The sequence below is a fragment of the Yersinia alsatica genome (assembly GCF_025133195.1).
Classification (GTDB): domain Bacteria; phylum Pseudomonadota; class Gammaproteobacteria; order Enterobacterales; family Enterobacteriaceae; genus Yersinia; species Yersinia alsatica.
Window position 1 is genome coordinate 2,125,964 of record NZ_CP104006.1, and the last position, 24,204, is coordinate 2,150,167.

A 24,204-nucleotide genomic window follows, 5' to 3' on the forward strand; every position below is an offset into this window, starting at 1 on the left:
GGCGTGACCAGCACGCCCACAGAAAATTAGCGCGGCGGTTGAATAAACTGGTCGCGGTAGCGATCAACCCACATAGCCGTGGCCCCGCAGACCGCTACTGGCATAATCACCAGATTCAGGAACGGGATCATAGTGAATAAGCTCACTAGCGCACCAAATTGCAGGTTATCAACTTTATTTTGACGTAATGCACTGCGCATGTGCTGGAAGCTCACTTTATGGTTATCAAAAGGATAATCACAATATTGAATCGACAACATCCAAGCACTAAACAGGAACCATAGAACAGGAGCCAGTGTTTGGCCAATCCCCGGGATCAGATATAACAGCAACAGCACCAGTGCCCGTGGCAAGTAATAAGCTAATTTTCGCCATTCACGCGCCATAATGCGCGGCAAATCTTTCACGATGCCCATGATGCCGGTATCCGGTAGGGGCTTTCCGGTCAGACTGGCCTCCAATTGTTCGGCCAACAAACCGTTAAACGGGGCGGCGATGAAATTGGCAAGGGTGCTGAACAGGTAACTGAATACCAGCAGCACCGAAATGACCATTACCGGCCACAGTAAATAACTTAGCCATTGTAACCAGTCAGGAACATGGCTCATTAGTTGCGGAACCCAGTCACCTATCCGGTTGAATAACCACCAGAAAGCGCCTCCCATCAGCAGAATATTCACCAGTAAGGGTAGAATCACGAATCGCCGGATGCCCGGACGGGAAATTAACTGCCATCCTTGAGCAAAATAATGGATACCACTGACCTTTTTTACCGCTTTTTGCGTATACGCCATGCCATTGAGTTCTCTGTTAGCTTATTGACTCATGTATCATATCGGTATGATTTCCCACTGCATAGTCACGTTTTGTACAAAAAATAAGCAAAACATCTAGCATAATCATCTTTCTTCGAAGAAAATTGAGCACGGACTTGCACTTGTGTTCGTTGGGAAATAGAGTTAAAGGGTGAATGTTTGCCGCGGTGGCAATGTATTGGAACAACAGAGATAGTAATGATGCAGGATTTGCGTCTGATATTAATCGTTGTTGGCGCGATCGCCATAATAGCGTTGTTATTGCATGGTTTATGGACCAGCCGTAAAGAACGCTCATCACTTTTTCGCGATCGCCCAGTTAAACGTCTGAAACAAGAACGTGTTGAAACCCCGATTGAGAGTCTTGATGAAGGGGTAGGAGAAGTGCGCGTCCGCACTGCTCATCCACAAGAGAAGCCTTCGTTTAGTCACATTGATGATGACGATGAAGACATGCCGGTTATTCAGCATACTGAAACTAAACCGGCACAGGTTAAGGCGGAACCTCGTCAAAAACCTTTTGCTTCAGTGCAGACAGAATATGACGACCCGCTATTGGGTGGGCTATCTGCTGAGCAACCACCGCATGAATCACAGCGTGATCCTTTGCTTGGTTCGGTTGAAGAACCTTATTCACAACCGCGACACGCAGAACCGCAGCATGTGGCGGAACATGCACCTCGGGTCGCGCCACAACATGTGGAATCGCAACCAGAGCCAGCTGTTCCTGCTCCAGAGGTGAAACCGCAAAAACTGAAAGAGACTGTTTTAGTGCTGCATGTAGCCGCGCATCACGGCGGTGCTCTGGGTGGCGAATTGCTACTACAGAGTGTGCTTCAGTCTGGTTTCCAATTCGGTGAAATGGGTATTTTCCATCGTCACCTTAGCCCGGCAGGCAGCGGCCCAGTATTGTTCAGTTTGGCGAATATGGTAAAACCGGGTTCTTTTGATCCCGATACCATGTCTGATTTCTCAACGCCGGGTGTATCAATGTTTATGATGGTGCCGTCTTATGGCGATGCTAATCAGAACTTCAAGCTAATGCTACAATCAGCCCAGCGTATTGCCGATGATGTTGGCGGTGTGGTGTTGGATGATGAACGCCGCATGATGACCCCGCAAAAGCTGGAAACGTATAAGGCCCGCATCCGCGAAGTGTTGGATGCAAACGCAAGCGCCTGATAACGTTGCCCCGCAATGAATCGAATTAACCCGAACCCCCGCATGCCGGGGGTTTTTTATCTTTGATGGTGAGCCATGGAATCGATAATTCAGCAAATTAATCAACTAAGAACCTCATTGCGCCATCATGAACATCAATACCATGTGTTGGATGCACCAGAGATCCCTGATGCTGAATATGACCGCCTGATGCAGCAATTGCGTGATTTGGAAGCACAACATCCTGAGCTGATCACCAATGATTCTCCGACGCAACGGGTTGGGGCTGCGCCACTTGATGCCTTTGACCAGGTTAAACATGAAGTCCCGATGCTGTCTCTTGATAACGTCTTCGATGAAGAGAGTTATCTGGCATTCGACAAACGGGTGCATGACCGGCTGAAAACCGCAGAACCCCTGACATTTTGTTGTGAACTGAAGCTCGATGGTTTGGCGGTCAGTTTATTGTATGAAGAGGGCGAACTGGTCAGGGCAGCGACTCGTGGTGATGGCACCACCGGGGAGAATATTACCGTCAATGTGCGCACTATTCGTGCTATTCCCCTGCGCTTGCATGGAGATAACATCCCACGGCGAGTCGAAGTGCGTGGTGAAGTGTTTATGCCACAGGCTGGGTTTGAGCAACTTAACGAAGAGGCGCGTCGCAAAGGGGGCAAAGTTTTTGCCAATCCACGCAATGCGGCGGCGGGCTCGTTGCGCCAGCTTGACCCGCGAATCACTGCTAAACGGCCATTAACTTTCTTCTGCTACGGTGTGGGTTTATTGGATGGTGGCGAGCTGCCGCGCAGCCATATTCAGCGGTTGATGCAATTCAAAGCCTGGGGCTTGCCGGTCAGCAATAGAGTCAAATTGTGCACTGGCAGTGACCAGGTTATTGCTTTTTATCGCCAAGTTGAACAAGACCGCGCCAGTTTAGGTTTTGATATTGATGGTGTGGTTATCAAGGTTGATTCTCTCGATTTGCAAGAGCAACTGGGCTTTGTGGCCCGCGCACCGCGCTGGGCAACGGCATTTAAATTCCCGGCACAAGAGCAGATAACGCAAGTTCGTGAAGTGGAGTTTCAGGTAGGGCGCACCGGCGCTATTACCCCAGTGGCTCGTCTGGAACCGGTACAGGTTGCTGGCGTGATTGTCAGCAATGCGACGCTACATAATGCCGATGAAATTGAGCGTCTTGGCTTGCGTATTGGCGATACCGTGATTGTCCGCCGGGCCGGTGATGTTATTCCACAAGTGGTGGGTGTAGTGCTGGAACAGCGCCCTCAGGATGCCAAAGAGATTACTTTCCCCGAACATTGCCCGGTATGCGGCTCTGATATCGAGCGGGTTGAGGGTGAGGCGGTTGCTCGCTGTACCGGTGGCTTATTCTGTGCAGCGCAACGTAAAGAAGCGCTGAAGCACTTTGTCTCACGTCGGGCGTTGGATGTGGACGGTATGGGCGACAAAATTATCGAGCAACTGGTGGAAAAACAGTATGTCGAGAACCCGGCAGATTTATTCACTTTGACTGCGGGCAAATTAACCGGTCTTGATCGGATGGGGCCAAAATCCGCACAAAATCTGATTGTGGCGTTGGAGAAGGCGAAGCAGACCACTTTTGCGCGCTTCCTCTATGCGTTGGGAATTCGCGAAGTCGGTGAGGCCACCGCCGCCAATTTGGCCGCTCATTTCCGTAATCTGGATAATCTTCGGGCGGCAGATATCGAAGCATTAAAAAGTGTGCCGGATGTCGGTGAGGTGGTGGCTAAACACGTGCTTAACTTCCTGAGTGAAGAACATAATCAGAAGGTGATCGACGCGCTCGAAAAAGTGATCAGTTGGCCTGAGCCGCAGCAAATCATTGCCGAAGAGATAGACAGCCCATTCGCCGGTAAAACCGTGGTGCTGACCGGCTCGCTCACTATTCTCTCACGCGACGAAGCCAAAGATCGTCTGACGGCTTTGGGCGCTAAAGTGAGTGGTAGCGTCTCGAAAAAGACCGATCTGGTGATCGCCGGTGAAGCTGCGGGATCAAAATTGGTTAAAGCGCAGGAACTTGGGATTACCGTGATTGATGAAGCTGAAATGATCCGTTTATTAGGCGAATAATTACAATCCTGAGGGCGAGTGGTATGGAAAAAGAAAATTTGCTTGAGATTGCCAATACCCGGATGCCCTTCGGTAAATATCAAGGGCGGGTATTAATTGATTTGCCTGAAGAGTATCTGCTGTGGTTCGCCCGTAAAGGGGAGTTTCCGCAGGGCAAGTTGGGCATGTTAATGGAGATGACACTGGCAATTAAGATTGAAGGGTTGGATAGTTTGGTCAAACCACTCAAGCGCAGTTAATCCAGTACTCTAAAATATGGCGATGGGCGGCACTCTGTTCATCGCCATTGTCTTGCTTGTAGGGTAAAACCTCATTAAATATAAACGTCAATCTGGTTCTGGGCTGAAGGGCGGTTTACCCCATCACCGGTCGGTGCATTCGCACTCACGGTATTATTATCACCCTCTTTAGTTTTTTCGGCCTCTTTTGCTTCAATACGAGCGACTTGAGCTTGCAGTGCTGCAATTTGACTCTGAATTTGTTGCTGCTGTTTTTGTAGCTCATCAGCAGTCAAACCCGAATCTTTTAAGGTGCTTAATTTTTCAGTGAGTTTTTGGATCTCTTGATTAAGAGATTTAATCTGTGCAGCGCTACTGGTGTCCGAAGAGCTACTGCTGCTTACAGACACAGATGCGGTAGAGATAGTATTCGACATCATTATTCCTTAGAAAAACGGAGGTGGAATAATAGATATCGTCGAGGGAAAATTAAACTTTAGCTTCCGGGGGAGGGTTTGCGCAATCTTATCACTTGCTTATCGCTTTCTTATCAGTTGGTCCTTTTTTGAACGCAATAATATGATTTGGCACCGCTACACTACCAACTTTAATTGCGGCCAATGTTGCAGCCAACCTTTACTATTGACCCTTTGGTTGTAGGTATCAATTTCACCGTTTTTGGGATTTAGCGTGATGGTTTTGGCAAATAGTGCATCCAGGCCGAGTGGCGCAATTAATTCAATATCGCCATTATTATTGAGTTTAGCACCAATGGCGGTTTCGACTTCAACCCAATAGCTGATGGCATCTTCCATGCTGGTATAGGGCCAGCGCCCGGTGTGCAGGTGCATCCTGGCTTGATTTTTCACCGACCACGGAAAGGGCATATCCTGAAAAGGTGGCGTTTGAAACAACCGCTTCTCGAGCTGCAAATCGCGCTGTTCGCTGGCATCTTCCTCATCAAAATAGACTAAATCAATATCATTGAGTGGCGTGGGTGACGTGTAGCCATGCAGTTTATCCCACACCAGATTACGGACAAAACCTGCAGCCAGGCACCACTGATGTAAGCCGAGTTCACGAGCAATAAACAGTGCGCGCATCCGATAAGGGTCAGCATGAAGCCATTGAATGATTTGCTGCTGCGGGTCCATTAGCTATTCCCTCGGTTATCTCTTGTCTATTCACTTAATCAGTGAGCTTGGCGAGTCAACAGGATAGCAGCAGAGAAGATAAAATTGGAGCCTGATTGTGGCAAATATTGAAAAGCAAAAAACCGGCCTAAGCCGGTTTTTTAAATGGTGGTGGAGCTAGACGGGATCGAACCGTCGACCTCTTGCATGCCATGCAAGCGCTCTCCCAGCTGAGCTATAGCCCCACAAATGTGGTTGTTCGTACTGATTTATCTATGATGCCACTAATTTAACTGGCTTGACTAGATCATCAAATCAGAAAATTTGGTGGAGCTAGACGGGATCGAACCGTCGACCTCTTGCATGCCATGCAAGCGCTCTCCCAGCTGAGCTATAGCCCCAATGCGCACATAATAAATTGTGTGAACGGGGCGCATGATATGAAACCACTGAAACAGTGTCAACGGCTAATTCCATTTCTCGCGCTAAGCGCTGAAAAAGCCGCCAAATCAGTGAGCAAACAGCATAATAAACGGGATGTGATTCATAGTTTGACGGTTATCAGACATAAAAAAGGTGGCTCGGATAAGCCACCTTGCCAGCATGAAAATAGGCAATTTTATTGCTGAGCTTCGCGCTCGCTGATGAAGGCGAGTGCTTTATCAATACGAGCCAGCGAACGCGCCTGACCAATAGCATGGACAGTGACATCCATACCCGGTGATTGGCCCGCTCCAGTGACAGCAACACGCAACGGCATGCCAACTTTACCCATACCTACACCTAACTCATCTGCAGTGCCCTGAATGGCGTTGTGGACGTTCTCAGTTGTCCATTCAGTAATTGCTGCAAGTTTAGCTCTAACTGCTTCAAGTGGTTGACGTGCAACTGGGCGTAAATGTTTTTTCGCTGCGTCAGCATCGAACTCGTCAAACTCTTCATAGAAGTAACGGCAAGACTCGGCCATCTCTTTCAGTGTCTTGCAACGTTCACCCAGCAGTTTAACAATCTCTGCTAACTCAGGGCCATTGCGGGTATCAATTCCCAGTTGCTCAATTTGCCATGACAGGTGTACAGCAACATGTTCAGGTGGCAGGCTGTTGATATAGTGATGATTCAGCCACTGTAGTTTTTCAGTATTGAAAGCACTGGCTGATTTGCTAACCGCATCCAGGGTGAATAACTCGGTCATTTCGGCTACGGAGAAAATTTCCTGATCACCATGAGACCAACCCAAACGCACCAGATAGTTCAGCAGAGCTTCCGGCAGATAGCCGTCATCGCGATATTGCATGACACCGACTGCACCGTGGCGTTTAGACAGCTTCTTGCCATCATCACCCAGAATCATTGAAACGTGGGCATATTCAGGAACTGGCGCGCCTAATGCTTTCAGAATATTGATTTGACGAGGGGTGTTGTTGATATGGTCTTCACCGCGAATGACATGGGTGATTTCCATATCCCAGTCATCAATGACCACACAGAAGTTATAGGTTGGCGAACCATCTGTACGGCGAATAATTAAATCGTCTAGCTCTTGGTTGCTGAATTCAATTGGCCCACGGATTTTATCATCGAAAATGACAGAACCTTCCTGCGGGTTACGAAAACGCACTACTGAAGGCTCATCGGCACCATGAGTACATTGGCTGTCACGGCAGCGACCATCGTAGCGAGGCTTTTCGCCATTCGCCATTTGAGTCTCACGCAGCTCATCCAGACGCTCTTTAGAGCAATAGCATCTATACGCGGTGCCATTTTCCAACATTTGGTCAATAACAGCATTATAGCGATCGAAACGTTTGGTTTGGAAATACGGGCCTTCATCCCAATCCAGATTTAGCCAGTTCATACCGTCCATAATGGCGTCGATAGCTTCCTGAGTTGAGCGCTCAAGATCAGTGTCTTCAATGCGCAAAACAAATTCACCACCCAAATGACGGGTGAATAACCAGGAATAGAGTGCGGTTCGTGCGCCACCGACGTGAAGATAGCCGGTAGGACTGGGTGCAAAACGGGTTTTGATTTTCATTGGGATCGATGCCTTATTACGCTACGCCGGCCAGCAGACGCTGACAGTTGCTCTAAATTCGAAAAAGTAGGCGACATTCTACCACCCTGAAGTAATTCCTCAACGATGTTACCGGCATGCAATTGATGATTACTGATAGATATGCCTAAAGAAACGCCCACAGCGGCGATAAATATCGCATCCTGTTTAAATTTGCGGCGAACGATTGTTTTCGTTTTAAAAACCGTTGACTCACTTCGAACTATCCCTATAATGCGACTCCAACAACACGGCGGGGCGATTAGCTCAGTTGGTAGAGCATCTCCTTTACACGGAGGGGGTCATCAGTTCGAATCTGGTATCGCCCACCAATCTCGACGTGTTTTGTAGTAAGAGTTATGCAGTAAAATGAGATAGATGAGGGCGATTAGCTCAGTTGGTAGAGCATCTCCTTTACACGGAGGGGGTCATCAGTTCGAATCTGGTATCGCCCACCACTCATCTCTCATTGGTTTTAAAGTATTAAAAGTAGTAGAAGTGGGCGATTAGCTCAGTTGGTAGAGCATCTCCTTTACACGGAGGGGGTCATCAGTTCGAATCTGGTATCGCCCACCACTTCTCTTACTCTCAGTTATATAATGGGTCGTTAGCTCAGTTGGTAGAGCAGTTGACTTTTAATCAATTGGTCGCAGGTTCGAATCCCGCACGACCCACCATTATATCAAGTGCCTCAGTAACTCCCCCCAAATACAGAAATTGCATACTACACAAAACGTGTGGGTGAGACCCTGCGTTCAGGTTCGAGCCGAGCGAAGCGAGACAGCAACGCGTAGCGTTGACCCGAAGGGCGAGTCCATAGGACGAGTAATCCCGCACGACCCACCATTATATCAAATACCTTAGTAGCTCCCTCAAAACCAGAATCACATACTACACAAAACGTGTGGGTGAGACAAAACTGCATGTCAGTTTTGAACAACGCTTGCGTTGGCCCGAAGGGCGAGTATCAGTATGATATGAGTAACCTGCGTTCAGGTTCGAGCCGAGCGAAGCGAGACAGCAACGCGCGGCGTTGACCCGAAGGGCGAGTCCGTAGGACGAGTAATCCCGCACGACCCACCATTATATCAAGTGCCTCAGTAACTCCCCTCAAATACAGAAATTGCATACTACACAATGAAAAACCCAAGCTGACTTCAGCCCGGGCTTTTGATATTGCTCGCGTGATGCAAATATATTTGTGGTGCTATTTCGCGGATGCTTCGAGAGTGAAAGCCTCTTGAGCAAGCAGAGTTTCTGTCTCAATTAATTCTTCTTCAGCACTCACCTTGGCAATACCACGGCAACCTTCGCCATAATGTTCTCCTTCCCAACGCCCAACCAGTGCCGCACCAATTGCATTACTCATTACGTTAGTTGCCGAACGGCCCATATCCAAGAAGGGGTCAACGCCCATTAATAGAATTAAACCCGCTTCCGGAATATTAAATTGGCTCAAAGTTGCGGCGATAACCACTAATGATGCACGAGGAACACCAGCCATACCTTTAGATGTCAGCATTAGGATTAATAGCATAGTGATTTGTTCGCCCATACTCAGATGTATATTGCATGCTTGAGCAATAAAGATGACGGCAAATGAGCAATATGCCATGGAGCCGACCAGGTTGAACGAATAACCAATAGGCAGAACAAAACTGGAAATTTTGTTAGAAACACCAAACTCCTCCAGTTTCTCCAGTGTACCGGGGAAAGCCGCTTCGGAACTTGAAGTGGTAAAGGCTAACAGTGCTGGTTCGCTGATACCTTTTATTAATCGAAGTGTACAGCGGCCAATCAGCACAATTGAGCAGCCAATTAAAATGAGCCACAGCAATCCCAGAGTGAAATAGAATTCACCCATAAAGATACCGGCGCTGACTAATACGCCCATCCCGCGCTCAGAAATCATCGCTGAGATAGCAGCAAATACGGTCAGTGGCGCAAATAACATGACATAACCGGTCAGTTTCAACATCAGGTGCGCCAGCGAATCTAGCACAGCAACGATAGGTTGCGCTTTCTCTCCGATAGCGGAAAGGCTAATCCCCATAAAAATAGAGAAAACAACAATTTGCAGGATTTCATTGCGCGCCATTGCATCAACAATACTGGTCGGAATGGCATGCGAAATAAACACTTTAGCGGAGAAAGGAACTGGAGCAATACCGTCAACAGCACTGGCACTTGCTGCCACGAAATTGATGCCATCGCCCGGTCTGAGGAGGTTAACCACCACCAAGCCAAGCAGAATTGAAATGAATGCCGCGCAAATAAACAGGAACAGCGTTTTGGAGAAAACGCGCCCTAACGTTTTGGCGTCACCCATTTTGGCAATCCCGACCACTAAGGTTGAGATAATCAATGGCGCGATAATCATTTTAATTAAACGCAGAAAAATATCGGTAAAGATGGATATTTCAGATGAGTATGATTTGGCAAAGTCAGGACTGCTAAAGGAATTTATTAAAAACCCGACAATAATACCTATTATCAAACCCAAGATGATCATTGTGGTCAAGTTCTTTGATTTCATAATGATTCCATTTATAAGTAGGGTGGCATTGTTTTTATAAAATATTTAATAATTTCACCGATGTTGTATTTTATTTTCTATAGAAAAAACGGTGCATCAGGCAGCACAATGCACCGGGTTATTCGGATGTTTTTCTATCGTTACAGCTGATTAAAAACTAAATATTGAACTCGAGCTTTAATAATGGTGCGTGTTGTTGAGCACCATAGACATCGGTATCACCTACGGCACCTGACACCAGATGGCGTGGCATCACTATTTTGACCGCATTGGCGGGATCAAACCAAATAATACGCGAGACGAATTTAGGCTCGACTTTATAAATATTGGCTATCAACTCTTTTTGGAATTGGCCGGATTCTTTAATGTTAGAATAAATGCTTTTATTCTTGAATAAAATATCCAACACTAATTCATATGGCCCCGCATTTTTTGATCTGACGACATGAGCCAATTCTATAATAGACATTTTCATGCCATCACTCCTTCTGCTGTGATATTTTCCAGCTTAAACTTAAATGCAATTTCTGGTGTATATTCCATTAAGTGATAAATAGAAAATTCATAAACCAGACCTGCCCGAATATCAGAAGGCGAGAAGGGGAATGCTAAATTACCGGCAGTAGCAATTCGCCCGGTATAACCATAATGAAGCAAGGTCGAGCGCGCGAGGGAGCAAATACTGTCTGCCATTGCTTGAGAAGGGGCGACAACATCAAGCAAAATACCCAATTCATAAGATGTGGTATCTGGCTCCGGCTCCATTTTCCCCATGACGCCATTTTTGCCATACAGATGAAAATTGAGTTGCACCGAATCAGGCGCGATACTCAGATTTTTCTCTACACTTTTGCGCACTTCGAGCAAAATATTATCAATATCCGCAATCATAATAGCGTCACGGGTGCCAGCAATGCTCAGCGTGCGATAACCCACCGGGCGAGCCCCTTCTAACTTCACGGCATAGGGGGTGTTTTCATGCACTGAGCCGCTAACGCGAACTTGGCCATTACCCGCATCCTTAAACTGGCAAGCGGTCAGATTCAATACACCACCGGGGCCGGGTAAGAAGTAAGGATCTGATTTCTCATACAATGTATGTGCTGCTGCCGAGGTTTCAGTAAATTGGCGCTTTTCGTTGAAAGTCTTCAAAGTAAAGCCAGTTTCATCCAGAATACCCATGGCACAGTCGGAACCTGATCCCGGTGTTGCGGCAATGGCGGCACACTCCAGAATCTTGCCACAATGCAGGGCCAAACCCTCATCGAACCCCTTCATAATAGGTAATGCGGCAAAGCAGGCAGGATCATAAGCTCGGCCGCCTAACACCACTTGCGCCCCGGCTTGCAATGCCTCCTGGAAAGGCTCGACCCCCATCTGTGCCACGATATACGTGGTTGCATCAATAGCTTCATGGGTGAGTTCCGGCACAAAGTCCAGCGACTGAATCTTGCCAGCATCAAGAGCAGCGTGAACCACTTCTTTACTCACATCGGCTGGGATAACCGCCAGGGTAAAGCTCAGTGATTCCTCTTGGGCAATTTCCAAAATGATCTGACGACACCATTCCAGATGTGGTGCAGCGCCAGAACCTCCTGCCGTACCTATGACGACAGGAATACCTTGTTTTACACCGGCCGTTATCATGTAACGCAAATCCCGTTTAACCCCAGCCCGGTCGGTAAAAGGTTTGCCGGAACCCAGATAATGGGGGCCGGGATCGGAGGAACCTGCATCAACGGCGATTAAATCGGGTGATTCCTCCAGCGCTTTCATAAAGCTCTCTTCGGGAAATCCATATCCCAGAATGGCTGTTGGCGAGAGGATTTTAAAGGTTTTAGACATATTAATTCGCCTTTGCTTGCAGTTGTGCGATGGTCCGAGTCATCTCATTAAACACAATGTTCATGCCTTCATCGAAGCCCATACCCGGCTTGATGAGCATGCGCATTGGGCGGGAAGCAATAGCGACATGCACACAGGTACGGGCGCTGATATCCGTTTCGTTACAGGTTCCGCCCTGATAGGCCTCCATACCTTTTTTATTGCAGTAAAGCACGGCATCAACAATGTTGTGGATACTGCCCAGATCTGGAGTTTTGATCTGCACCATGTGGCAGCTGCGTGCATCAGTAAAATCGATGATATCTTGGTAGGTATTGCACCATTCATCGGCCACGATTTTGACGGAAGAACCGAGTTTTTCCAGATTACGGGTGATTTCGGTCAATAGACGAATTTGGTCGGGTTTATTCCCCGCATCCACCGGCCCTTCGATATACAAATCAAGCTCTCCGGCCTGTTCCTGTAAGCTGGCGATATACTCGGCACACCGCATTGGGTCCATATCGAAAATCAGGCCAATAGTGCCGTAAACATCGATATGTAAGTTAGGTTTGTAATTGGGATCAACCCGCAAGTCAGACACACGTTTAGCCAGCCAGCTCACGTAATCACGCAGTTTTTCCCCATTACGCCCCAGTTTTTCATCAACATTATTGATAAGGCCGTGTGGCAGGACATCGACACCTTTGAGGATCATTTTATCGACGGCGATGTAGCGATCGTCGCCACTTTGCCCGAACAGCGGGATAGGCAGGGCCACCAGCGGCAGGTGCCACTCATCACATACCACTTCCGCTTTTAAGCGGCCAGTGGCTAATGCGGTGGCGTCCAGCAATGCTTGGGACAGGCCATAACGAATGGCGGTGTGCAGCTGCTTGCCATTAATCGTCACTTCATCAAAGAAGCGCGCATTTTGGCGAAACTCACTAATGTCACGCCCTTCCAGCAGTGGTTTGATATGTTTTTCCAGGAAAGGAACGAAGTTGGCGGCAATAAACAGAGGGTCACGGCCACCAGCTCCGGAATATTGTACTGCTGCACAGTCGCCAACTGCGACGGCACCATTCTCTAAAATTAATTGGATATTTACACATTCACCAGCCTGACGAATAGAGGTGAAACCATCAGTTACAGGTTGGCCCTGATAGATAAAACCATCCAATTTAGCGCCGTTTTTTATTGCCTGCTGGTCATCGAAGTAGAAAGATGAATTACCGGCAGTGAACAGTACTTGTTTGATTTTCATTATGGTCTTCCTATTAATTTGCTGTGGGATACGGCGTTAATATCGTCAATAATCATTTGGAATGACGGGGTACGGCCTTCTTCTTTGGCTCTCTCAGCAACAAAATCATGGTGGAGCGCCAAAACATCTTTAGGCAGTGGAACGGAACCGGGATCAAACACGCGGATAGCGCCGTGGTTATCACGGATTGGCATCATCTTGCCGGAGTTACAGGTCGCGGGCGCAAAAGGCACATCAAGAACACCGGCTTCAAAGGCTCGGACAGTGCCGATAGCAATATCGCCCTGGCCCAGCTCCAGCACTTTGTTCATCACCGCGCGGACTTCACGTTTAATCAGCTCAATTTCGCGGTCAACTTCGACACAAGGCGGGAATTTTTGGTCACGCACCATATTCAGCATTTGGTTTGATGCTCTCAAACCTTGACCATTAGCCTCGGCTGTTGGAATACCATAGGCTTCATGTGGGCTCTTGGTGATAACTTTGGTAGCCCCGGCCATCCCTGCGACAGCGGCTCCCCAAGAGATAACCGCAAATGCACGAGATTCGTCCTCTGGGAAGCCCCCCATCCACTGGTGGAATACCGTGCTAAGCTCATAATTTTCATAGCCATTGGCATGGAAATATTCATCAGCTAACTCGCGCAGAGAGCGGATAGCTGCAATATCTTGCACCACATTACCCACTTGGCCGTAACCGACGGTGATTGATTTCACGCCCTGCTCCAAAGCCAATAACCCCTCAATAATGGCCACGGCATGGGAAACAAAAGGCGGGATCAAGGTACCGGTTAATGGGCCAAAGGGTTCGCGATTGATACGAATTCCGTGCTCTTCATATACGCCAATCAAACGGTCACAGTACTGCCAATCGCGAATGGATTTCTCCAGCGTCACACGTTTTGCATAGGGGATGTTGTAAGAGATACCGCCACCTTCATAGCTGGTAAATCCGCTAGCCATGGCAATTTCGGCCAATAAGCGGGCATCGGGGGTGCCGTGGCGAATTTGCAGTGGTTTAGATAAAGTTTCGGTAATACGGCGACAGGCGGTGACGCCATGATTAACCACGGGTAACCCATTGAGCTTGGATGTGCCCGCTTCGATAGATTTTTGGATACCAACCGCTGCCTCTTCATAGCGATTGAGGCGGGTATAAGCATCGATGGTGGTCGGTAACAGATCGCAGTCTTTTTGGAGTGTTTTTAATAGCTCGATATGTTCTTCGATTAAGGCCACTCCCGCACGAGGTTGGCTCAGCGTGATCCCTTGGCGGTCGGCTTCAAACAGGGCCCGGGCAAAGTTTTTTGCCTCAGGAATGCTTTGCTGGTATTTGACTCCATCCTCAAAATTCTCAACATCCTTGCCGGTGTGCCAAGTTTTTAATACTTGAAAGCGCTCAGACATAAAGTCGTCTAAAGATATTTTTTTGTTTCGAAGTTCCATCATGACTCCAATTTTCACTTGTTCAAAATTCGAACGCCAGTCTGGGCGGCAGCTTTAGGAAAGCGACGAGCGACATTAGCGAGCAGGGGAAGTAAACCTTGTGTATCTCTGTAATATTCAAACTGGTTGGGGAGCAGCACTTGCTTGCCTTTATCATCAAAATCACGATATTTCAGCCAGTTATGGATATCGAATGACTCTGCTCTGGAGAGCCATCCTCCGGTGCCAATGACTTTCTTCACGAGACTTAAATCACGGCCAAGTTGCAGGTCAACATTGCCAGTACAGGTACAGACCTGTGTTTTGGTGCCCGCATGGCGCTCAGAGGCATATCCGACACAAATCCCCGCCAGCAATTGGTCAAACACGCACTCTTCATCGGTGCGCGGTAAATAACCTGGATGTGCAGTGATATGTTTTAAATAGGCATGAAAAGCGGCAATTTTGCTCTGTTGATGGGCGAAATAGTGCTCAATCATTGGCATGCCGGTTTCGCCTGCATTAAGGGCCGAAACCCGCATGCCCAAATCGCCTTCTACGGTGCGCTTAATCAGCGGTTCTGGGATGCCATGCATGACGGTGTCAGGCATTAAGTGATTGTTATAGGAGGAATAAATATCTGTCGTTGCCCCTCCCATATCAATCAGCATAAATGTTTCCCACTCGGGGACATGCAGGCGAATTTGCTGAACTAATTCAAAGACTGAATAAGGAGTTGGTAATGGTTCTTCACCGGTTTGATTGACGATGACGTCTAAACCTTTCCCTTTCACAATTTTGTGCAGAAAAATGTCACAAATAGCTTTACGCGCGCCATAAGGGTTAGGGCTATCAAGATTGGGCAGAACATTATCGACAATGGTTAAATCTTTATTAGCGAGGATCTCCTGTACATCATCATCCAGGTCACGATTTCCGGCATAAATAATGGCGCATTCAAGGTCCGATTGAGCCAATAATTTGGCGTTCAATAAGCCGTGATTGCAGTCGCCACCATCAGTACCGCCGGTAAATAGCAGGATATCTGGCGGTGATGTTTCCAAAGCCCGGACATCTGATTTATTCAAGTTATAGGAGAAATGTTGTGACACTTTGGCCCCGGCAGAGTGCGCCGCAACTTTGGCAGACTCGAGGGTAATATTGGGCACCAACCCGATAGCCGCAACAGAAAGCCCCCCTTTAGCCGAAGAGGAGTAATCAATTTTGACCTTCCCAGAGGCCAACAGTGGTCGGGCATCACTCACATTCAGGATCTTATTCAAGACTGAAAAGAACCCATCGGCTAAATGTTGTGGTGTCGTGGGGGATAATGCATAGTTTTTCACTTCAATCTGGTCATTATCCCCAACCTCGAACACTGCTCCTTTGGTCCAAGTGGAGCCAATATCGATAGAAACGCTGATCATTGCATGCCCTCAGCTGTTTCCTCTGTTTGTATCACATGGTCAATATCGCGCTTCATAAGGGAACAAACTAATTCCAGATCCGTGTCTGGTGCGAAGACACGGTTGAAACCCATCGCTTTAAATTTGGTTTCAATCTCTGAAAAATCATGTTTACCAATAACCAGATTCCCGCCGACGTAGAGCAATATTTCACCTATTCCGCGTTCAACGCAGTTCTCGCGCATGCCAATACAGTCGACTTCACCATGTCCATAAATAGAGGAAATGACAATGGCCTGAGCACCGGTTTCAATGGCGGCATCAATATATTCATCTTGACTCACCATCACACCGAGGTTAATTACGTTAAAATTGTGCATGGTAAATACTCGGTCTAGCACTTTATTACCAACAGCATGGCAATCAGCACCAATGACGCCAATAACAATTGTTGGGTTTTGCATGTTAAGCCCTCTATGTAGATTACGTTCCATATATTTTTTTTGGTAGGTGGGAAGTCAAATAAGCATTTAACTTCCTACGCGAAACTATTTTATTTCTGAGTGATTTTTATTTTTTAATAACGAGCTTCATTCCCTCTGGCCAAAAAAATTATCATTCTCTGTTAGGGTTTTTATTGCTGCTTAATGTGCTTCTCAGATAAATAAAGTACAATTGATTTATTATCAGGAGGTCTTGATAAAAAATTAAAAGTGACTTTTTTTATTTTTATTCTCACTAATATTGTTTTTTAATCTAATAAAATCAAGGTTATAAAATAAGTAATCTTATTTTGTTAATGATATTGTATGAATGTTATTTTTAAAATAGATAATATTTATGGAGAAACTGTGACCAATGTTTGATTATCCTTTTATTCCCATACTGTGATGAGGTTCATATTTTGATTTTGCTGCATTAAATATGAAATGGTGCTTATTCATCCTAAAGGTCACATTAGCCACTATAAGATATAGTGACTCTTTTCTTACATTGATTAACGTACTCCACCAGCAACCATCTTGACTAAATGTGTCTGCGGATAATATTTAATTAACTGTTTTTGCTGTAGCACACTGAGAAGACACTCAATATCATGTTGTCGATGGTTAAATAGCAGCCCAATAACGCTGCCACTATGGGCAACATTCAAACCATATATACCACTGTGCTCGACAAGATCTAATAATTGACGAAACTTGGGCTTCGGTAGCACCGACTGGCTGGCAATAGCACTGAGTGTGGTTGCTTCACCAAGCTTATGACAACACTGTTTTTCATGCGCTAACTGGAACTGTTGCAGCGCTTTAGCCAAATTGGGGGCTTGTTTCAGCAGAGATGAATGGTGGTTTCTCTGATGGAATTCTTCTGTCAGTAATGTCTGTGGGCTCTCCAATAGCAAAATGTCGATGTCAGGCAGCCAGGGAAATGGCTGACGAGTTCGTGCCGTCTGGTGATCAAAAAGGGTGAGATCTTTAAATATGGTGCTGTCGGTGGGCTCAATTGCCACACAGAGTTTAGCCAGTGATTCATCACTCAGTGATTGTCCCAGTAACCGGGTGGTGGCAACAGCGGCGGCGGCAATATCTGCGGTACTGCTGGCGAGCCCTTTTGCCACAGGGATGGTCGATTCAAATTCGATGCAAATATTGTTGGCAAGTCGCGGTGATTGGCCAAAATGCACTAACACTTGCTTAACCATTTGGCGCATGCGTGGTCGCTCACATCGGCCGGGTTTTCCTTGGGTAACCGACACTTTGCTATACCAATTTATTGGGCAGGAGATAAGCTTTTCTCCACCCATAATCCATCCCTGGAGCAATTCACCGCAGGAAGCAGGGCAGTAGGCTTCAGCCATGAGCAGCATCCCGATAATAAAAATCCTTTTGTAGACAATACATTATATTGCCTGCAACAGTGGCTCATGATTGATATCGATTGGATGAGAGGTAAAAGCCAGTACATCACTAAGATTAACCACATTTCCAATGACCAGCAGCGCCGGAGCATGGATCTTTTTCCGCGCAATTTCATCTTTTAGCGTGCTAAGTGTTCCTTTAGCCATTTCCTGTTGTTGCTGACTGGCATACATCACTGCCGCGGCAGGTGTATCGGGTGACTTGCCCCCCTTAATCAGTCGCTGGCAAATCTCTTCTTGTCGGCTCATTCCCATCAGCACGATCAGCGTGCCATCTAACTGTGCCAGTGCATTCCAATTCTGTGGTTCATTTCCCTGACACATATGTCCAGTGACAACATGAAAACTGGAAGCAAAATGACGGTGTGTGACCGGGATCCCCGCGTAGGCTAATCCGCCGATGGAAGAGCTAATGCCCGGCACGATTTCAAACGGGATATTGTGCTGTGCCAGGCATTCAGCTTCTTCTCCCCCACGGCCAAATACATAGGGATCCCCCCCTTTAAGGCGCACGACATTTTTACCGGCTAAAGCGTGATCAATGAGAATTTGATTGATATGTTCTTGCGGAACTGGATGGTGATTTGAGTTTTTTCCGACATTAATAATTTGGCAATTTGCGGGTGCTTGAGCAATGAGCTCAAGATTAACTAAACGGTCATGAACGATAACTTGGGCTTCACGGATAGCAAGTAGCCCTTTTACGGTGATTAATGATGCATCCCCTGGCCCCGCTCCTACTAATAACACTTTTCCTATACTCATTAGAGCAACCTTTATATAACAGAGAAGGCATAAAATTTTTTAAAATTAATCATCAAAAAATAGCATGTAAAAATAAAATATGATTTAAGTGCGGCCTCATTATCCATGAACAGAAAAATAAGTTACTTGACCATGCTCTCATTATTTAATCATTTTTTGGAATGAACTCTTCAGAATATATGACATTTAATTTTTATTTGAAATTTATTATTTAAATTTTTTGCATTGTCATTAATTATGTTTTTATTCATTACTTTGTTTTTTTAACTTCAATATTACATTTGTTATTGATAATTATGAGGGCTATCACAAAAACAGCCGAGGGCTGTGTTTATATAAATAAATTTGTGTATGTTAAAAACCAAATAAAATCCAGCAGTAACTTTCTATCAGCATTAAATATCTAATATAAATATCTAGGCATAGCAGGCTATCTAATCAATGGTTTTATGAAATAATGGGTGAGTTACAATGCGGTGCAAAATTCCTAAAACAGACTTATTAGTCACATTTGAAGCAGTTGCTCAATATGAAAGCTATACGCGAGCCGCAGAGAAGCTGGCGTTGACACAAAGTGCCGTTTTCCGCCAGATCACGGCACTGGAAGAGTTACTTAATGTTTCATTGTTTCATCATGTACGTAAGCGGATTTTTCTCAATGACGCCGGGCGCTATTATCTAGGTTTAGTCAGAGACACCTTGGAACAATTGGAGCGAGATACACAAAGTATTATGTCCTATCAGTCTACTCAGCAAGTGTTGGAATTGGCGGTGACACCAACATTTAGTACACATTGGCTTATTCCAAATCTCAGTGATTTTCACGAGAATCATCCAGAAATTGTCCTTAATTTAATTGCACTCACTACCCCCGCTGATTTTTTGAATCTGAAATATGATGCGGCGATTATGCGTGAAGATTTCAGCAGCCCTTGGGCTGAAAATGAGCATCTATTTGAAGAAGAACTGGTGCCTGTATGCAGCCGTATGTTGTGGCGTGATGACAAAAAGGTGATGCGTGCGGAACAATTAATGGATGAGTTCACATTGCTGCATCAGACGACCCGTTTAGACTCTTGGTATGATTGGTTTGCACTTTCGGGAGTCAATAATCCACAGGTACGCATGGGGCCACGTTTTGATCTTTTATCAATGTTGATCTCAGCTGTGCGCTCTAATCTTGGGGTGGCGTTATTACCGCGTTTTGCCATTCATAAAGATTTAGAAAATGGCGATATGGTTATTCCTTGCGACTTGCCAATGAGCACGGGCAACCATTTTGTTCTGACTTATAAAGACGGTAAGAGAGGATTAAGGAGTTTGCAAAAATTTAGCCGCTGGGTCCATGGAAAATCCAAAGAAGAAGAACTAAAAAGGACATGGGTTAACTGAATTTCAAAAGAATATATATAATTTGTACCTTTATAGATACTTATTCACCAATCAGCACTATGTGTTGCAGATAGAACAATTGCTTTTTATTTTATCCTATCAATAATGGTGGCGTAATGCATATAGCATGTGGAAATATTATCCCTTAACCCATTTTTTAATATAAATGTTTAGTGAGTTCTGCCTGCTATTTACCTTTTGGCTAATAGAGTGGAAATAATGTATAAAAAAGAGTTTTTTTACCAAGAGCTATTCCCTCTTTCTGAAGATGAAACAGATTATTACTTATTAACAAATAAGTATGTTTCTACCATTGAAATTGATGGGAAAGAAATATTAAAAATTGAACCTGAAGCCCTAACATTGGTATCTCAGCAAGCTTTCCATGATGCCTCGTTTTTCCTGCGCCCAGCACATCAACAGCAAGTTGCGGCTATTTTACATGACCCGCAAGCAAGCGAAAATGACAAATATGTTGCGCTCCAACTATTACGAAACTCAGAAATTTCAGCTAAAGGTATTTTACCCAACTGCCAAGATACCGGCACATCCACTATTATTGCCAAAAAGGGCCAGCGCGTTTGGACGGATATCGATGATGCGCAAGCATTATCCCGTGGTATCTATAACACCTTCCGCGACGATAATTTGCGTCATTCGCAAAATGCTGCTCTGGACATGTATACCGAAGTGAATACGGGAACTAACCTGCCAGCGCAAATTGATATTTTCTCTACCCCTGGAGTGCAATATTCCTTCCTGTTTGTCAATAAAGGGGGCGGTTCAGCAAATAAAGCCGCGCTGTATCAAGAGACAAAAGCGCTGTTGGAACCGAAAAAGCTAAAAGCTTTTTTAATTGAGAAAATGAGAGGGTTAGGAACCGCCGCATGCCCCCCTTACCATATTGCATTTGTAATTGGCGGAACATCGGCTGAATTGACGTTAAAGACGGCGAAGCTGGCTTCGACGAAATATTATGACAATCTGCCCACCGAAGGTAACCAATATGGGCAAGCTTTCCGCGACATTGAACTGGAACACGAGTTACTTCAAGCCTCGCGTGAGTTTGGCTTAGGTGCCCAGTTTGGCGGAAAGTATTTTGCTCATGATATTCGGGTTATTCGTTTACCGCGCCATGGCGGTTCCTGCCCGATAGGCATGGCAATTTCATGTTCATCTGACCGAAATATTAAAGCAAAAATAAACAAAGAAGGGATATGGCTAGAGAAATTAGAGCGGCATCCTGAGCAATATATCCCCGAAAGTATGCGAGTTAATCACGAAAGAACGGTGGTTAATATCGACCTTAACCAACCGATGGATGAAATTCGTCGACAGCTTTCTCGTTACCCTGTTTCTACCCGCGTATCACTTAATGGTTCATTGATTGTGGCTCGCGATATTGTCCACGCCAAATTAAAAGAGCGGCTGGAGCAGGGGGAGGAATTACCGCAGTACATGAAAGATCACCCGGTCTATTACGCGGGGCCAGCGAAAAAGCCAGAAGAGTTTATTTCCGGTTCAATGGGGCCAACAACTGGAGGGCGTATGGATCTGTATGTTGACCTTTTCCAATCCCATGGCGGCAGTTTAGTGATGTTGGCAAAAGGTAATCGTAGCCAGCAGGTCACCGAAGCCTGTCAGAAACACGGTGGATTCTATTTAGGCAGCATCGGCGGTTCTGCGGCTATTTTGGCGCAGGAATATATCAAAAGTCTGGAATGTATCGAGTTCCCAGAACTGGGAATGGAAGCGGTATGGAAAATGGACGTTGAGAATTTCCCAGCCTTTATTTTGCTTGATGACAAAGGTAATTCATTCTTTGACCAGATTCAGATGAAGGCATGTGCTGGCTGTAATCAATAGATCTTGCGCGAGGATATCACTATGAGTGAAGAACGGTATCAGCAGCGGCAACAACATCTAAAGGAACAAGTTGAGACGCGCGTTGCAGATGCCACCAAAACCGGTGGCATCATCATTGTATTTACTGGCAATGGTAAAGGAAAAAGCACGGCAGCTTTTGGTACAGCAACAAGAGCTGTCGGTCATGGTCGGCAAGTTGGGGTGGTTCAGTTTATTAAAGGAACATGGGAAAACGGCGAATATAACCTGCTCAGCCGCAATGGAGTTGAGTTTCATATTATGAAGACCGGCTTCACCTGGGATACACAAGACAAAGCCGCCGATACCCAAACAGCAAAGAAAGTATGGCAACAAGGCTGTCGCATGTTATCCGACCCGTCTTACCAGCTCGTGATTCTGGATGAATTGACTTATATGGTCACCTACGGCTACTTGGCGTTAGATGAAATCATTACCGCGCTAAAAGATCGGCCCAAGAACCAAAGTGTCATCATCACCGGGCGGGCGTGCCATCGTGATCTCATCGCCCTGGCAGATACCGTTAGCGAGTTACGGCCAGTTAAGCATGCTTTTGATGCTGGGATTAAGGCGCAGAAAGGTATTGATTGGTAATTCCCCTTTGTCCTTGACGCTGCAGCGGTGTTAGCGGTACTCGCGCGCCCGAGTCACTGACTGGAGTCAGCTCATCGGGACTTGCTCGCTTGCTGCCTTGCTGCAGCGCCAATGACTTTGGGGAATTCTGCGTGTTGAAATTGCAGCGGTGTTAGCGGTACTCGCGCACCCGAATCACTGACTGGAGTCAGCTCATCGGGACTTGCTCGCTTGCTGCCTTGCTGCAACGCCAATGACTTTGGGGAATTCTGCGAGTTGAAATTGCAGACATAAAAAAAGGCGCCGTAGCGCCTTTTTCGTGATTGTTTTCTGGTGATTAGAGTACCAGACCCGCGATCGAAGCGGACAGCACGCTGACCAGTGTAGAGCCGTACAGCAGTTTCAGACCAAAGCGAGAAACCACATTACCTTGATGCTCATTCAGGCCTTTAATCGCACCGGCTACGATACCGATGGAAGAGAAGTTCGCGAATGAAACCAAGAAGACCGACAGAATACCCACACTGCGTGGCGACAGTTCTGATGCGACTTTCTGCAAGTCCATCATCGCCACGAATTCGTTAGAAACCAGTTTGGTTGCCATGATACTACCGACTTGCAAGGCTTCATGAGCAGGAACGCCCATAACCCAGGCAAACGGGAAGAAGACATAACCCAAGATCCCCTGGAAGCTAATACCGAATAACAGGCTGAACAAAGCATTTACCGCAGCAATCAATGCGATGAAACCAATCAACATCGCCGCAACGATAATGGCCACTTTGAAACCGGCCAGGATGTATTCACCCAGCATTTCAAAGAAGCTTTGGCCTTCATGCAGGTTACTGAGCTGCAATTCTTCTTCATCATCGGCTTTATACGGGTTGATTAACGACAACACGATAAAGGTGCTGAACATGTTAAGCACCAGCGCTGCAACCACAAACTTCGCGTCCAGCATTGACATATAAGCACCAACAATTGACATGGAAACTGTCGACATTGCTGTTGCTGCCATGGTGTACATGCGTTTTTCAGACATTTTGCCCAAAATGTCTTTATAAGCGATGAAGTTTTCAGACTGACCCAGAATCAATGAACTGACGGCGTTGAAAGATTCCAACTTGCCCATGCCGTTCACCTTGGACAGTAAAGTACCAATGATACGGATAACCACTGGCAGCACTTTGATGTATTGCAAAATACCAATCAAGGCAGAAATAAAGACGATAGGGCACAGCACTCTTAAGAAGAAGAAGGCGAGGCCTTTATCCCCCATATTGCCGAAGACAAAATCGGTACCGGTAGCGGCAAACCCAAGTAATTTGTCGAACAGACCGGCGAATCCTTTCACAAAACCTAATCCAGCTTCTGAATGGAGGAAGAAGTACGCCAACAAAACTTCAATAACCAGCAATTGAATAACAAACCGAATGCGGATGCTTTTACGATCCTTACAGATCGCCAGAGCTAATATGGCCACCACGACTAAGGCCAACGCAAACTGCAGTATATGGGACATGTGTGCTCCAAATTTGAGGCAGGCTAGATTTTCGTGGACATTTTATGTAACGGCTACATTAAAAACGAGACGTAGGCTGCAAATATAGAAATTCACTTTCATAAATGCAAACAAATTAGTGGGGTTGATCACAAAAAATAGCATGTTAATAATATGCTACAAAGGTAGTTTAACTATGCTAGTTTGGATAATTGTAGCTGTTAG

The 24,204-nt window shown here is 46.1% G+C and carries 20 protein-coding genes, 6 tRNA genes and 2 other RNA genes; 12 read left to right on the forward strand and 16 right to left on the reverse strand.

What is annotated here, in order from left to right; all coding sequences use genetic code 11:
* Positions 1-26: 26 nt before the first annotated feature.
* On the reverse strand, positions 27-794 hold the full coding sequence (cysZ, locus tag N0H69_RS09400) for a sulfate transporter CysZ (protein ID WP_050109366.1): 768 nt from the start codon (positions 792-794) through the stop codon (positions 27-29).
* A gap of 219 nt (positions 795-1,013) precedes the next feature.
* On the opposite strand from cysZ, the gene zipA reads away from it, so the two are divergent.
* From zipA to N0H69_RS09415, 3 genes are all read left to right on the forward strand, one after another.
* Complete coding sequence (zipA, locus tag N0H69_RS09405) at positions 1,014-1,997, forward strand: cell division protein ZipA (protein ID WP_050122870.1); 984 nt, start codon at positions 1,014-1,016, stop codon at positions 1,995-1,997.
* Between the two features lie 75 nt (positions 1,998-2,072).
* Positions 2,073-4,085, forward strand: coding sequence for an NAD-dependent DNA ligase LigA (ligA, locus tag N0H69_RS09410; RefSeq protein WP_050109368.1), 2,013 nt, complete (start codon positions 2,073-2,075; stop codon positions 4,083-4,085).
* A 23-nt stretch (positions 4,086-4,108) separates the two neighbouring features.
* Complete coding sequence (locus tag N0H69_RS09415) at positions 4,109-4,324, forward strand: DUF3820 family protein (RefSeq protein ID WP_004712620.1); 216 nt, start codon at positions 4,109-4,111, stop codon at positions 4,322-4,324.
* Between the two features lie 74 nt (positions 4,325-4,398).
* Here N0H69_RS09415 and N0H69_RS09420 read toward each other — a convergent pair whose 3' ends face one another.
* The 5 genes from N0H69_RS09420 to gltX all read right to left on the reverse strand — a co-directional run bounded on the left by N0H69_RS09420 (position 4,399) and on the right by gltX (position 7,471).
* Positions 4,399-4,740 carry a FlxA-like family protein gene (locus N0H69_RS09420; RefSeq protein WP_050109369.1) on the reverse strand — a complete coding sequence of 114 codons (342 nt, stop codon included), beginning with the start codon at positions 4,738-4,740 and terminating at the stop codon, positions 4,399-4,401.
* Between the two features lie 156 nt (positions 4,741-4,896).
* Complete coding sequence (locus N0H69_RS09425; RefSeq protein WP_050109370.1) at positions 4,897-5,457, reverse strand: nucleotidyltransferase family protein; 561 nt, start codon at positions 5,455-5,457, stop codon at positions 4,897-4,899.
* Positions 5,458-5,605: 148 nt separating this feature from the next.
* A tRNA-Ala gene (locus N0H69_RS09430) sits at positions 5,606-5,681 on the reverse strand.
* 80 nt (positions 5,682-5,761) lie between these two features.
* A tRNA-Ala gene (locus N0H69_RS09435) sits at positions 5,762-5,837 on the reverse strand.
* Positions 5,838-6,055: 218 nt separating this feature from the next.
* Complete coding sequence (gltX, locus tag N0H69_RS09440) at positions 6,056-7,471, reverse strand: glutamate--tRNA ligase (RefSeq protein WP_050151941.1); 1,416 nt, start codon at positions 7,469-7,471, stop codon at positions 6,056-6,058.
* A gap of 274 nt (positions 7,472-7,745) precedes the next feature.
* On the opposite strand from gltX, the gene N0H69_RS09445 reads away from it, so the two are divergent.
* The 6 genes from N0H69_RS09445 (at position 7,746) to N0H69_RS09470 (ending at position 8,572) form a co-directional block, all read left to right on the forward strand.
* Positions 7,746-7,821, forward strand: a tRNA-Val gene (locus N0H69_RS09445).
* 50 nt (positions 7,822-7,871) lie between these two features.
* Positions 7,872-7,947: transfer RNA gene (locus N0H69_RS09450), tRNA-Val, on the forward strand.
* A gap of 42 nt (positions 7,948-7,989) precedes the next feature.
* A tRNA-Val gene (locus N0H69_RS09455) sits at positions 7,990-8,065 on the forward strand.
* Between the two features lie 25 nt (positions 8,066-8,090).
* Positions 8,091-8,166: transfer RNA gene (locus N0H69_RS09460), tRNA-Lys, on the forward strand.
* 44 nt (positions 8,167-8,210) lie between these two features.
* Positions 8,211-8,335: non-coding RNA, RtT sRNA (locus tag N0H69_RS09465), on the forward strand.
* 110 nt (positions 8,336-8,445) lie between these two features.
* Positions 8,446-8,572: non-coding RNA, RtT sRNA (locus N0H69_RS09470), on the forward strand.
* Positions 8,573-8,696: 124 nt separating this feature from the next.
* Here the strand turns inward: N0H69_RS09470 and N0H69_RS09475 are convergent.
* From N0H69_RS09475 to cobA, 9 genes are all read right to left on the reverse strand, one after another.
* Positions 8,697-10,025: a dicarboxylate/amino acid:cation symporter gene (locus tag N0H69_RS09475; RefSeq protein WP_050109372.1), complete on the reverse strand. Its 1,329-nt coding sequence runs from the start codon at positions 10,023-10,025 to the stop codon at positions 8,697-8,699.
* A gap of 157 nt (positions 10,026-10,182) precedes the next feature.
* A complete protein-coding gene (locus N0H69_RS09480; RefSeq protein ID WP_050109373.1) occupies positions 10,183-10,500 on the reverse strand; it encodes a DUF4387 domain-containing protein in 318 nt (105 codons plus the stop codon).
* Positions 10,497-11,870: an acyclic terpene utilization AtuA family protein gene (locus N0H69_RS09485; RefSeq protein ID WP_050109374.1), complete on the reverse strand. Its 1,374-nt coding sequence runs from the start codon at positions 11,868-11,870 to the stop codon at positions 10,497-10,499. Before N0H69_RS09485 ends, N0H69_RS09480 begins: the two co-directional genes overlap by 4 nt.
* 1 nt (position 11,871) lies before the next feature.
* On the reverse strand, positions 11,872-13,116 hold the full coding sequence (locus tag N0H69_RS09490; RefSeq protein ID WP_050151942.1) for a methylaspartate ammonia-lyase: 1,245 nt from the start codon (positions 13,114-13,116) through the stop codon (positions 11,872-11,874).
* Positions 13,116-14,561 carry a methylaspartate mutase subunit E gene (locus tag N0H69_RS09495; protein ID WP_050109376.1) on the reverse strand — a complete coding sequence of 482 codons (1,446 nt, stop codon included), beginning with the start codon at positions 14,559-14,561 and terminating at the stop codon, positions 13,116-13,118. The genes N0H69_RS09490 and N0H69_RS09495 overlap by 1 nt, the downstream gene beginning before the upstream one ends.
* Before the next feature lie 14 nt (positions 14,562-14,575).
* Positions 14,576-15,967, reverse strand: a complete 1,392-nt coding sequence (gene glmL / locus N0H69_RS09500) for a methylaspartate mutase accessory protein GlmL (RefSeq protein ID WP_050109377.1) — start codon at positions 15,965-15,967, stop codon at positions 14,576-14,578.
* The gene (gene glmS / locus N0H69_RS09505) at positions 15,964-16,410 is read right to left on the reverse strand and encodes a methylaspartate mutase subunit S (protein ID WP_050109378.1); all 447 of its coding nucleotides are present in this window, start codon (positions 16,408-16,410) and stop codon (positions 15,964-15,966) included. Before glmS ends, glmL begins: the two co-directional genes overlap by 4 nt.
* Positions 16,411-16,943: 533 nt before the next feature.
* Positions 16,944-17,804: a GHMP family kinase ATP-binding protein gene (locus tag N0H69_RS09510; protein ID WP_050152028.1), complete on the reverse strand. Its 861-nt coding sequence runs from the start codon at positions 17,802-17,804 to the stop codon at positions 16,944-16,946.
* A gap of 42 nt (positions 17,805-17,846) precedes the next feature.
* Positions 17,847-18,629: a uroporphyrinogen-III C-methyltransferase gene (gene cobA, locus N0H69_RS09515; protein ID WP_050151943.1), complete on the reverse strand. Its 783-nt coding sequence runs from the start codon at positions 18,627-18,629 to the stop codon at positions 17,847-17,849.
* A 471-nt stretch (positions 18,630-19,100) separates the two neighbouring features.
* Here cobA and N0H69_RS09520 point away from each other — a divergent pair, with 471 nt between their 5' ends.
* The 3 genes from N0H69_RS09520 (at position 19,101) to cobO (ending at position 22,499) form a co-directional block, all read left to right on the forward strand.
* Positions 19,101-20,021, forward strand: a complete 921-nt coding sequence (locus N0H69_RS09520; RefSeq protein WP_050120730.1) for a LysR substrate-binding domain-containing protein — start codon at positions 19,101-19,103, stop codon at positions 20,019-20,021.
* A gap of 219 nt (positions 20,022-20,240) precedes the next feature.
* Complete coding sequence (locus tag N0H69_RS09525; RefSeq protein ID WP_050151944.1) at positions 20,241-21,887, forward strand: fumarate hydratase; 1,647 nt, start codon at positions 20,241-20,243, stop codon at positions 21,885-21,887.
* A 21-nt stretch (positions 21,888-21,908) separates the two neighbouring features.
* Positions 21,909-22,499: a cob(I)yrinic acid a,c-diamide adenosyltransferase gene (cobO, locus tag N0H69_RS09530; RefSeq protein WP_050151945.1), complete on the forward strand. Its 591-nt coding sequence runs from the start codon at positions 21,909-21,911 to the stop codon at positions 22,497-22,499.
* A gap of 316 nt (positions 22,500-22,815) precedes the next feature.
* On the opposite strand, the gene N0H69_RS09535 is transcribed toward cobO, so the two are convergent.
* Positions 22,816-24,000 carry a NupC/NupG family nucleoside CNT transporter gene (locus tag N0H69_RS09535; RefSeq protein ID WP_032911652.1) on the reverse strand — a complete coding sequence of 395 codons (1,185 nt, stop codon included), beginning with the start codon at positions 23,998-24,000 and terminating at the stop codon, positions 22,816-22,818.
* Between the last annotated feature and the right edge of the window lie 204 nt (positions 24,001-24,204).

Excerpts from the sequence above, each read along its gene's own strand:
- cysZ (WP_050109366.1), bottom strand. The coding sequence starts at position 794 with ATGGCGTATACGCAAAAAGCGGTAAAAAAGGTCAGTGGTATCCATTAT.
- zipA (WP_050122870.1), top strand. The coding sequence starts at position 1,014 with ATGATGCAGGATTTGCGTCTGATATTAATCGTTGTTGGCGCGATCGCC.
- ligA (WP_050109368.1), top strand. The coding sequence starts at position 2,073 with ATGGAATCGATAATTCAGCAAATTAATCAACTAAGAACCTCATTGCGC.
- N0H69_RS09415 (WP_004712620.1), top strand. The coding sequence starts at position 4,109 with ATGGAAAAAGAAAATTTGCTTGAGATTGCCAATACCCGGATGCCCTTC.
- N0H69_RS09420 (WP_050109369.1), bottom strand. The coding sequence starts at position 4,740 with ATGTCGAATACTATCTCTACCGCATCTGTGTCTGTAAGCAGCAGTAGC.
- N0H69_RS09425 (WP_050109370.1), bottom strand. The coding sequence starts at position 5,457 with ATGGACCCGCAGCAGCAAATCATTCAATGGCTTCATGCTGACCCTTAT.
- gltX (WP_050151941.1), bottom strand. The coding sequence starts at position 7,471 with ATGAAAATCAAAACCCGTTTTGCACCCAGTCCTACCGGCTATCTTCAC.
- N0H69_RS09475 (WP_050109372.1), bottom strand. The coding sequence starts at position 10,025 with ATGAAATCAAAGAACTTGACCACAATGATCATCTTGGGTTTGATAATA.
- N0H69_RS09480 (WP_050109373.1), bottom strand. The coding sequence starts at position 10,500 with ATGAAAATGTCTATTATAGAATTGGCTCATGTCGTCAGATCAAAAAAT.
- N0H69_RS09485 (WP_050109374.1), bottom strand. The coding sequence starts at position 11,870 with ATGTCTAAAACCTTTAAAATCCTCTCGCCAACAGCCATTCTGGGATAT.
- N0H69_RS09490 (WP_050151942.1), bottom strand. The coding sequence starts at position 13,116 with ATGAAAATCAAACAAGTACTGTTCACTGCCGGTAATTCATCTTTCTAC.
- N0H69_RS09495 (WP_050109376.1), bottom strand. The coding sequence starts at position 14,561 with ATGGAACTTCGAAACAAAAAAATATCTTTAGACGACTTTATGTCTGAG.
- glmL (WP_050109377.1), bottom strand. The coding sequence starts at position 15,967 with ATGATCAGCGTTTCTATCGATATTGGCTCCACTTGGACCAAAGGAGCA.
- glmS (WP_050109378.1), bottom strand. The coding sequence starts at position 16,410 with ATGCAAAACCCAACAATTGTTATTGGCGTCATTGGTGCTGATTGCCAT.
- N0H69_RS09510 (WP_050152028.1), bottom strand. The coding sequence starts at position 17,804 with ATGGCTGAAGCCTACTGCCCTGCTTCCTGCGGTGAATTGCTCCAGGGA.
- cobA (WP_050151943.1), bottom strand. The coding sequence starts at position 18,629 with ATGAGTATAGGAAAAGTGTTATTAGTAGGAGCGGGGCCAGGGGATGCA.
- N0H69_RS09520 (WP_050120730.1), top strand. The coding sequence starts at position 19,101 with ATGCGGTGCAAAATTCCTAAAACAGACTTATTAGTCACATTTGAAGCA.
- N0H69_RS09525 (WP_050151944.1), top strand. The coding sequence starts at position 20,241 with ATGTATAAAAAAGAGTTTTTTTACCAAGAGCTATTCCCTCTTTCTGAA.
- cobO (WP_050151945.1), top strand. The coding sequence starts at position 21,909 with ATGAGTGAAGAACGGTATCAGCAGCGGCAACAACATCTAAAGGAACAA.
- N0H69_RS09535 (WP_032911652.1), bottom strand. The coding sequence starts at position 24,000 with ATGTCCCATATACTGCAGTTTGCGTTGGCCTTAGTCGTGGTGGCCATA.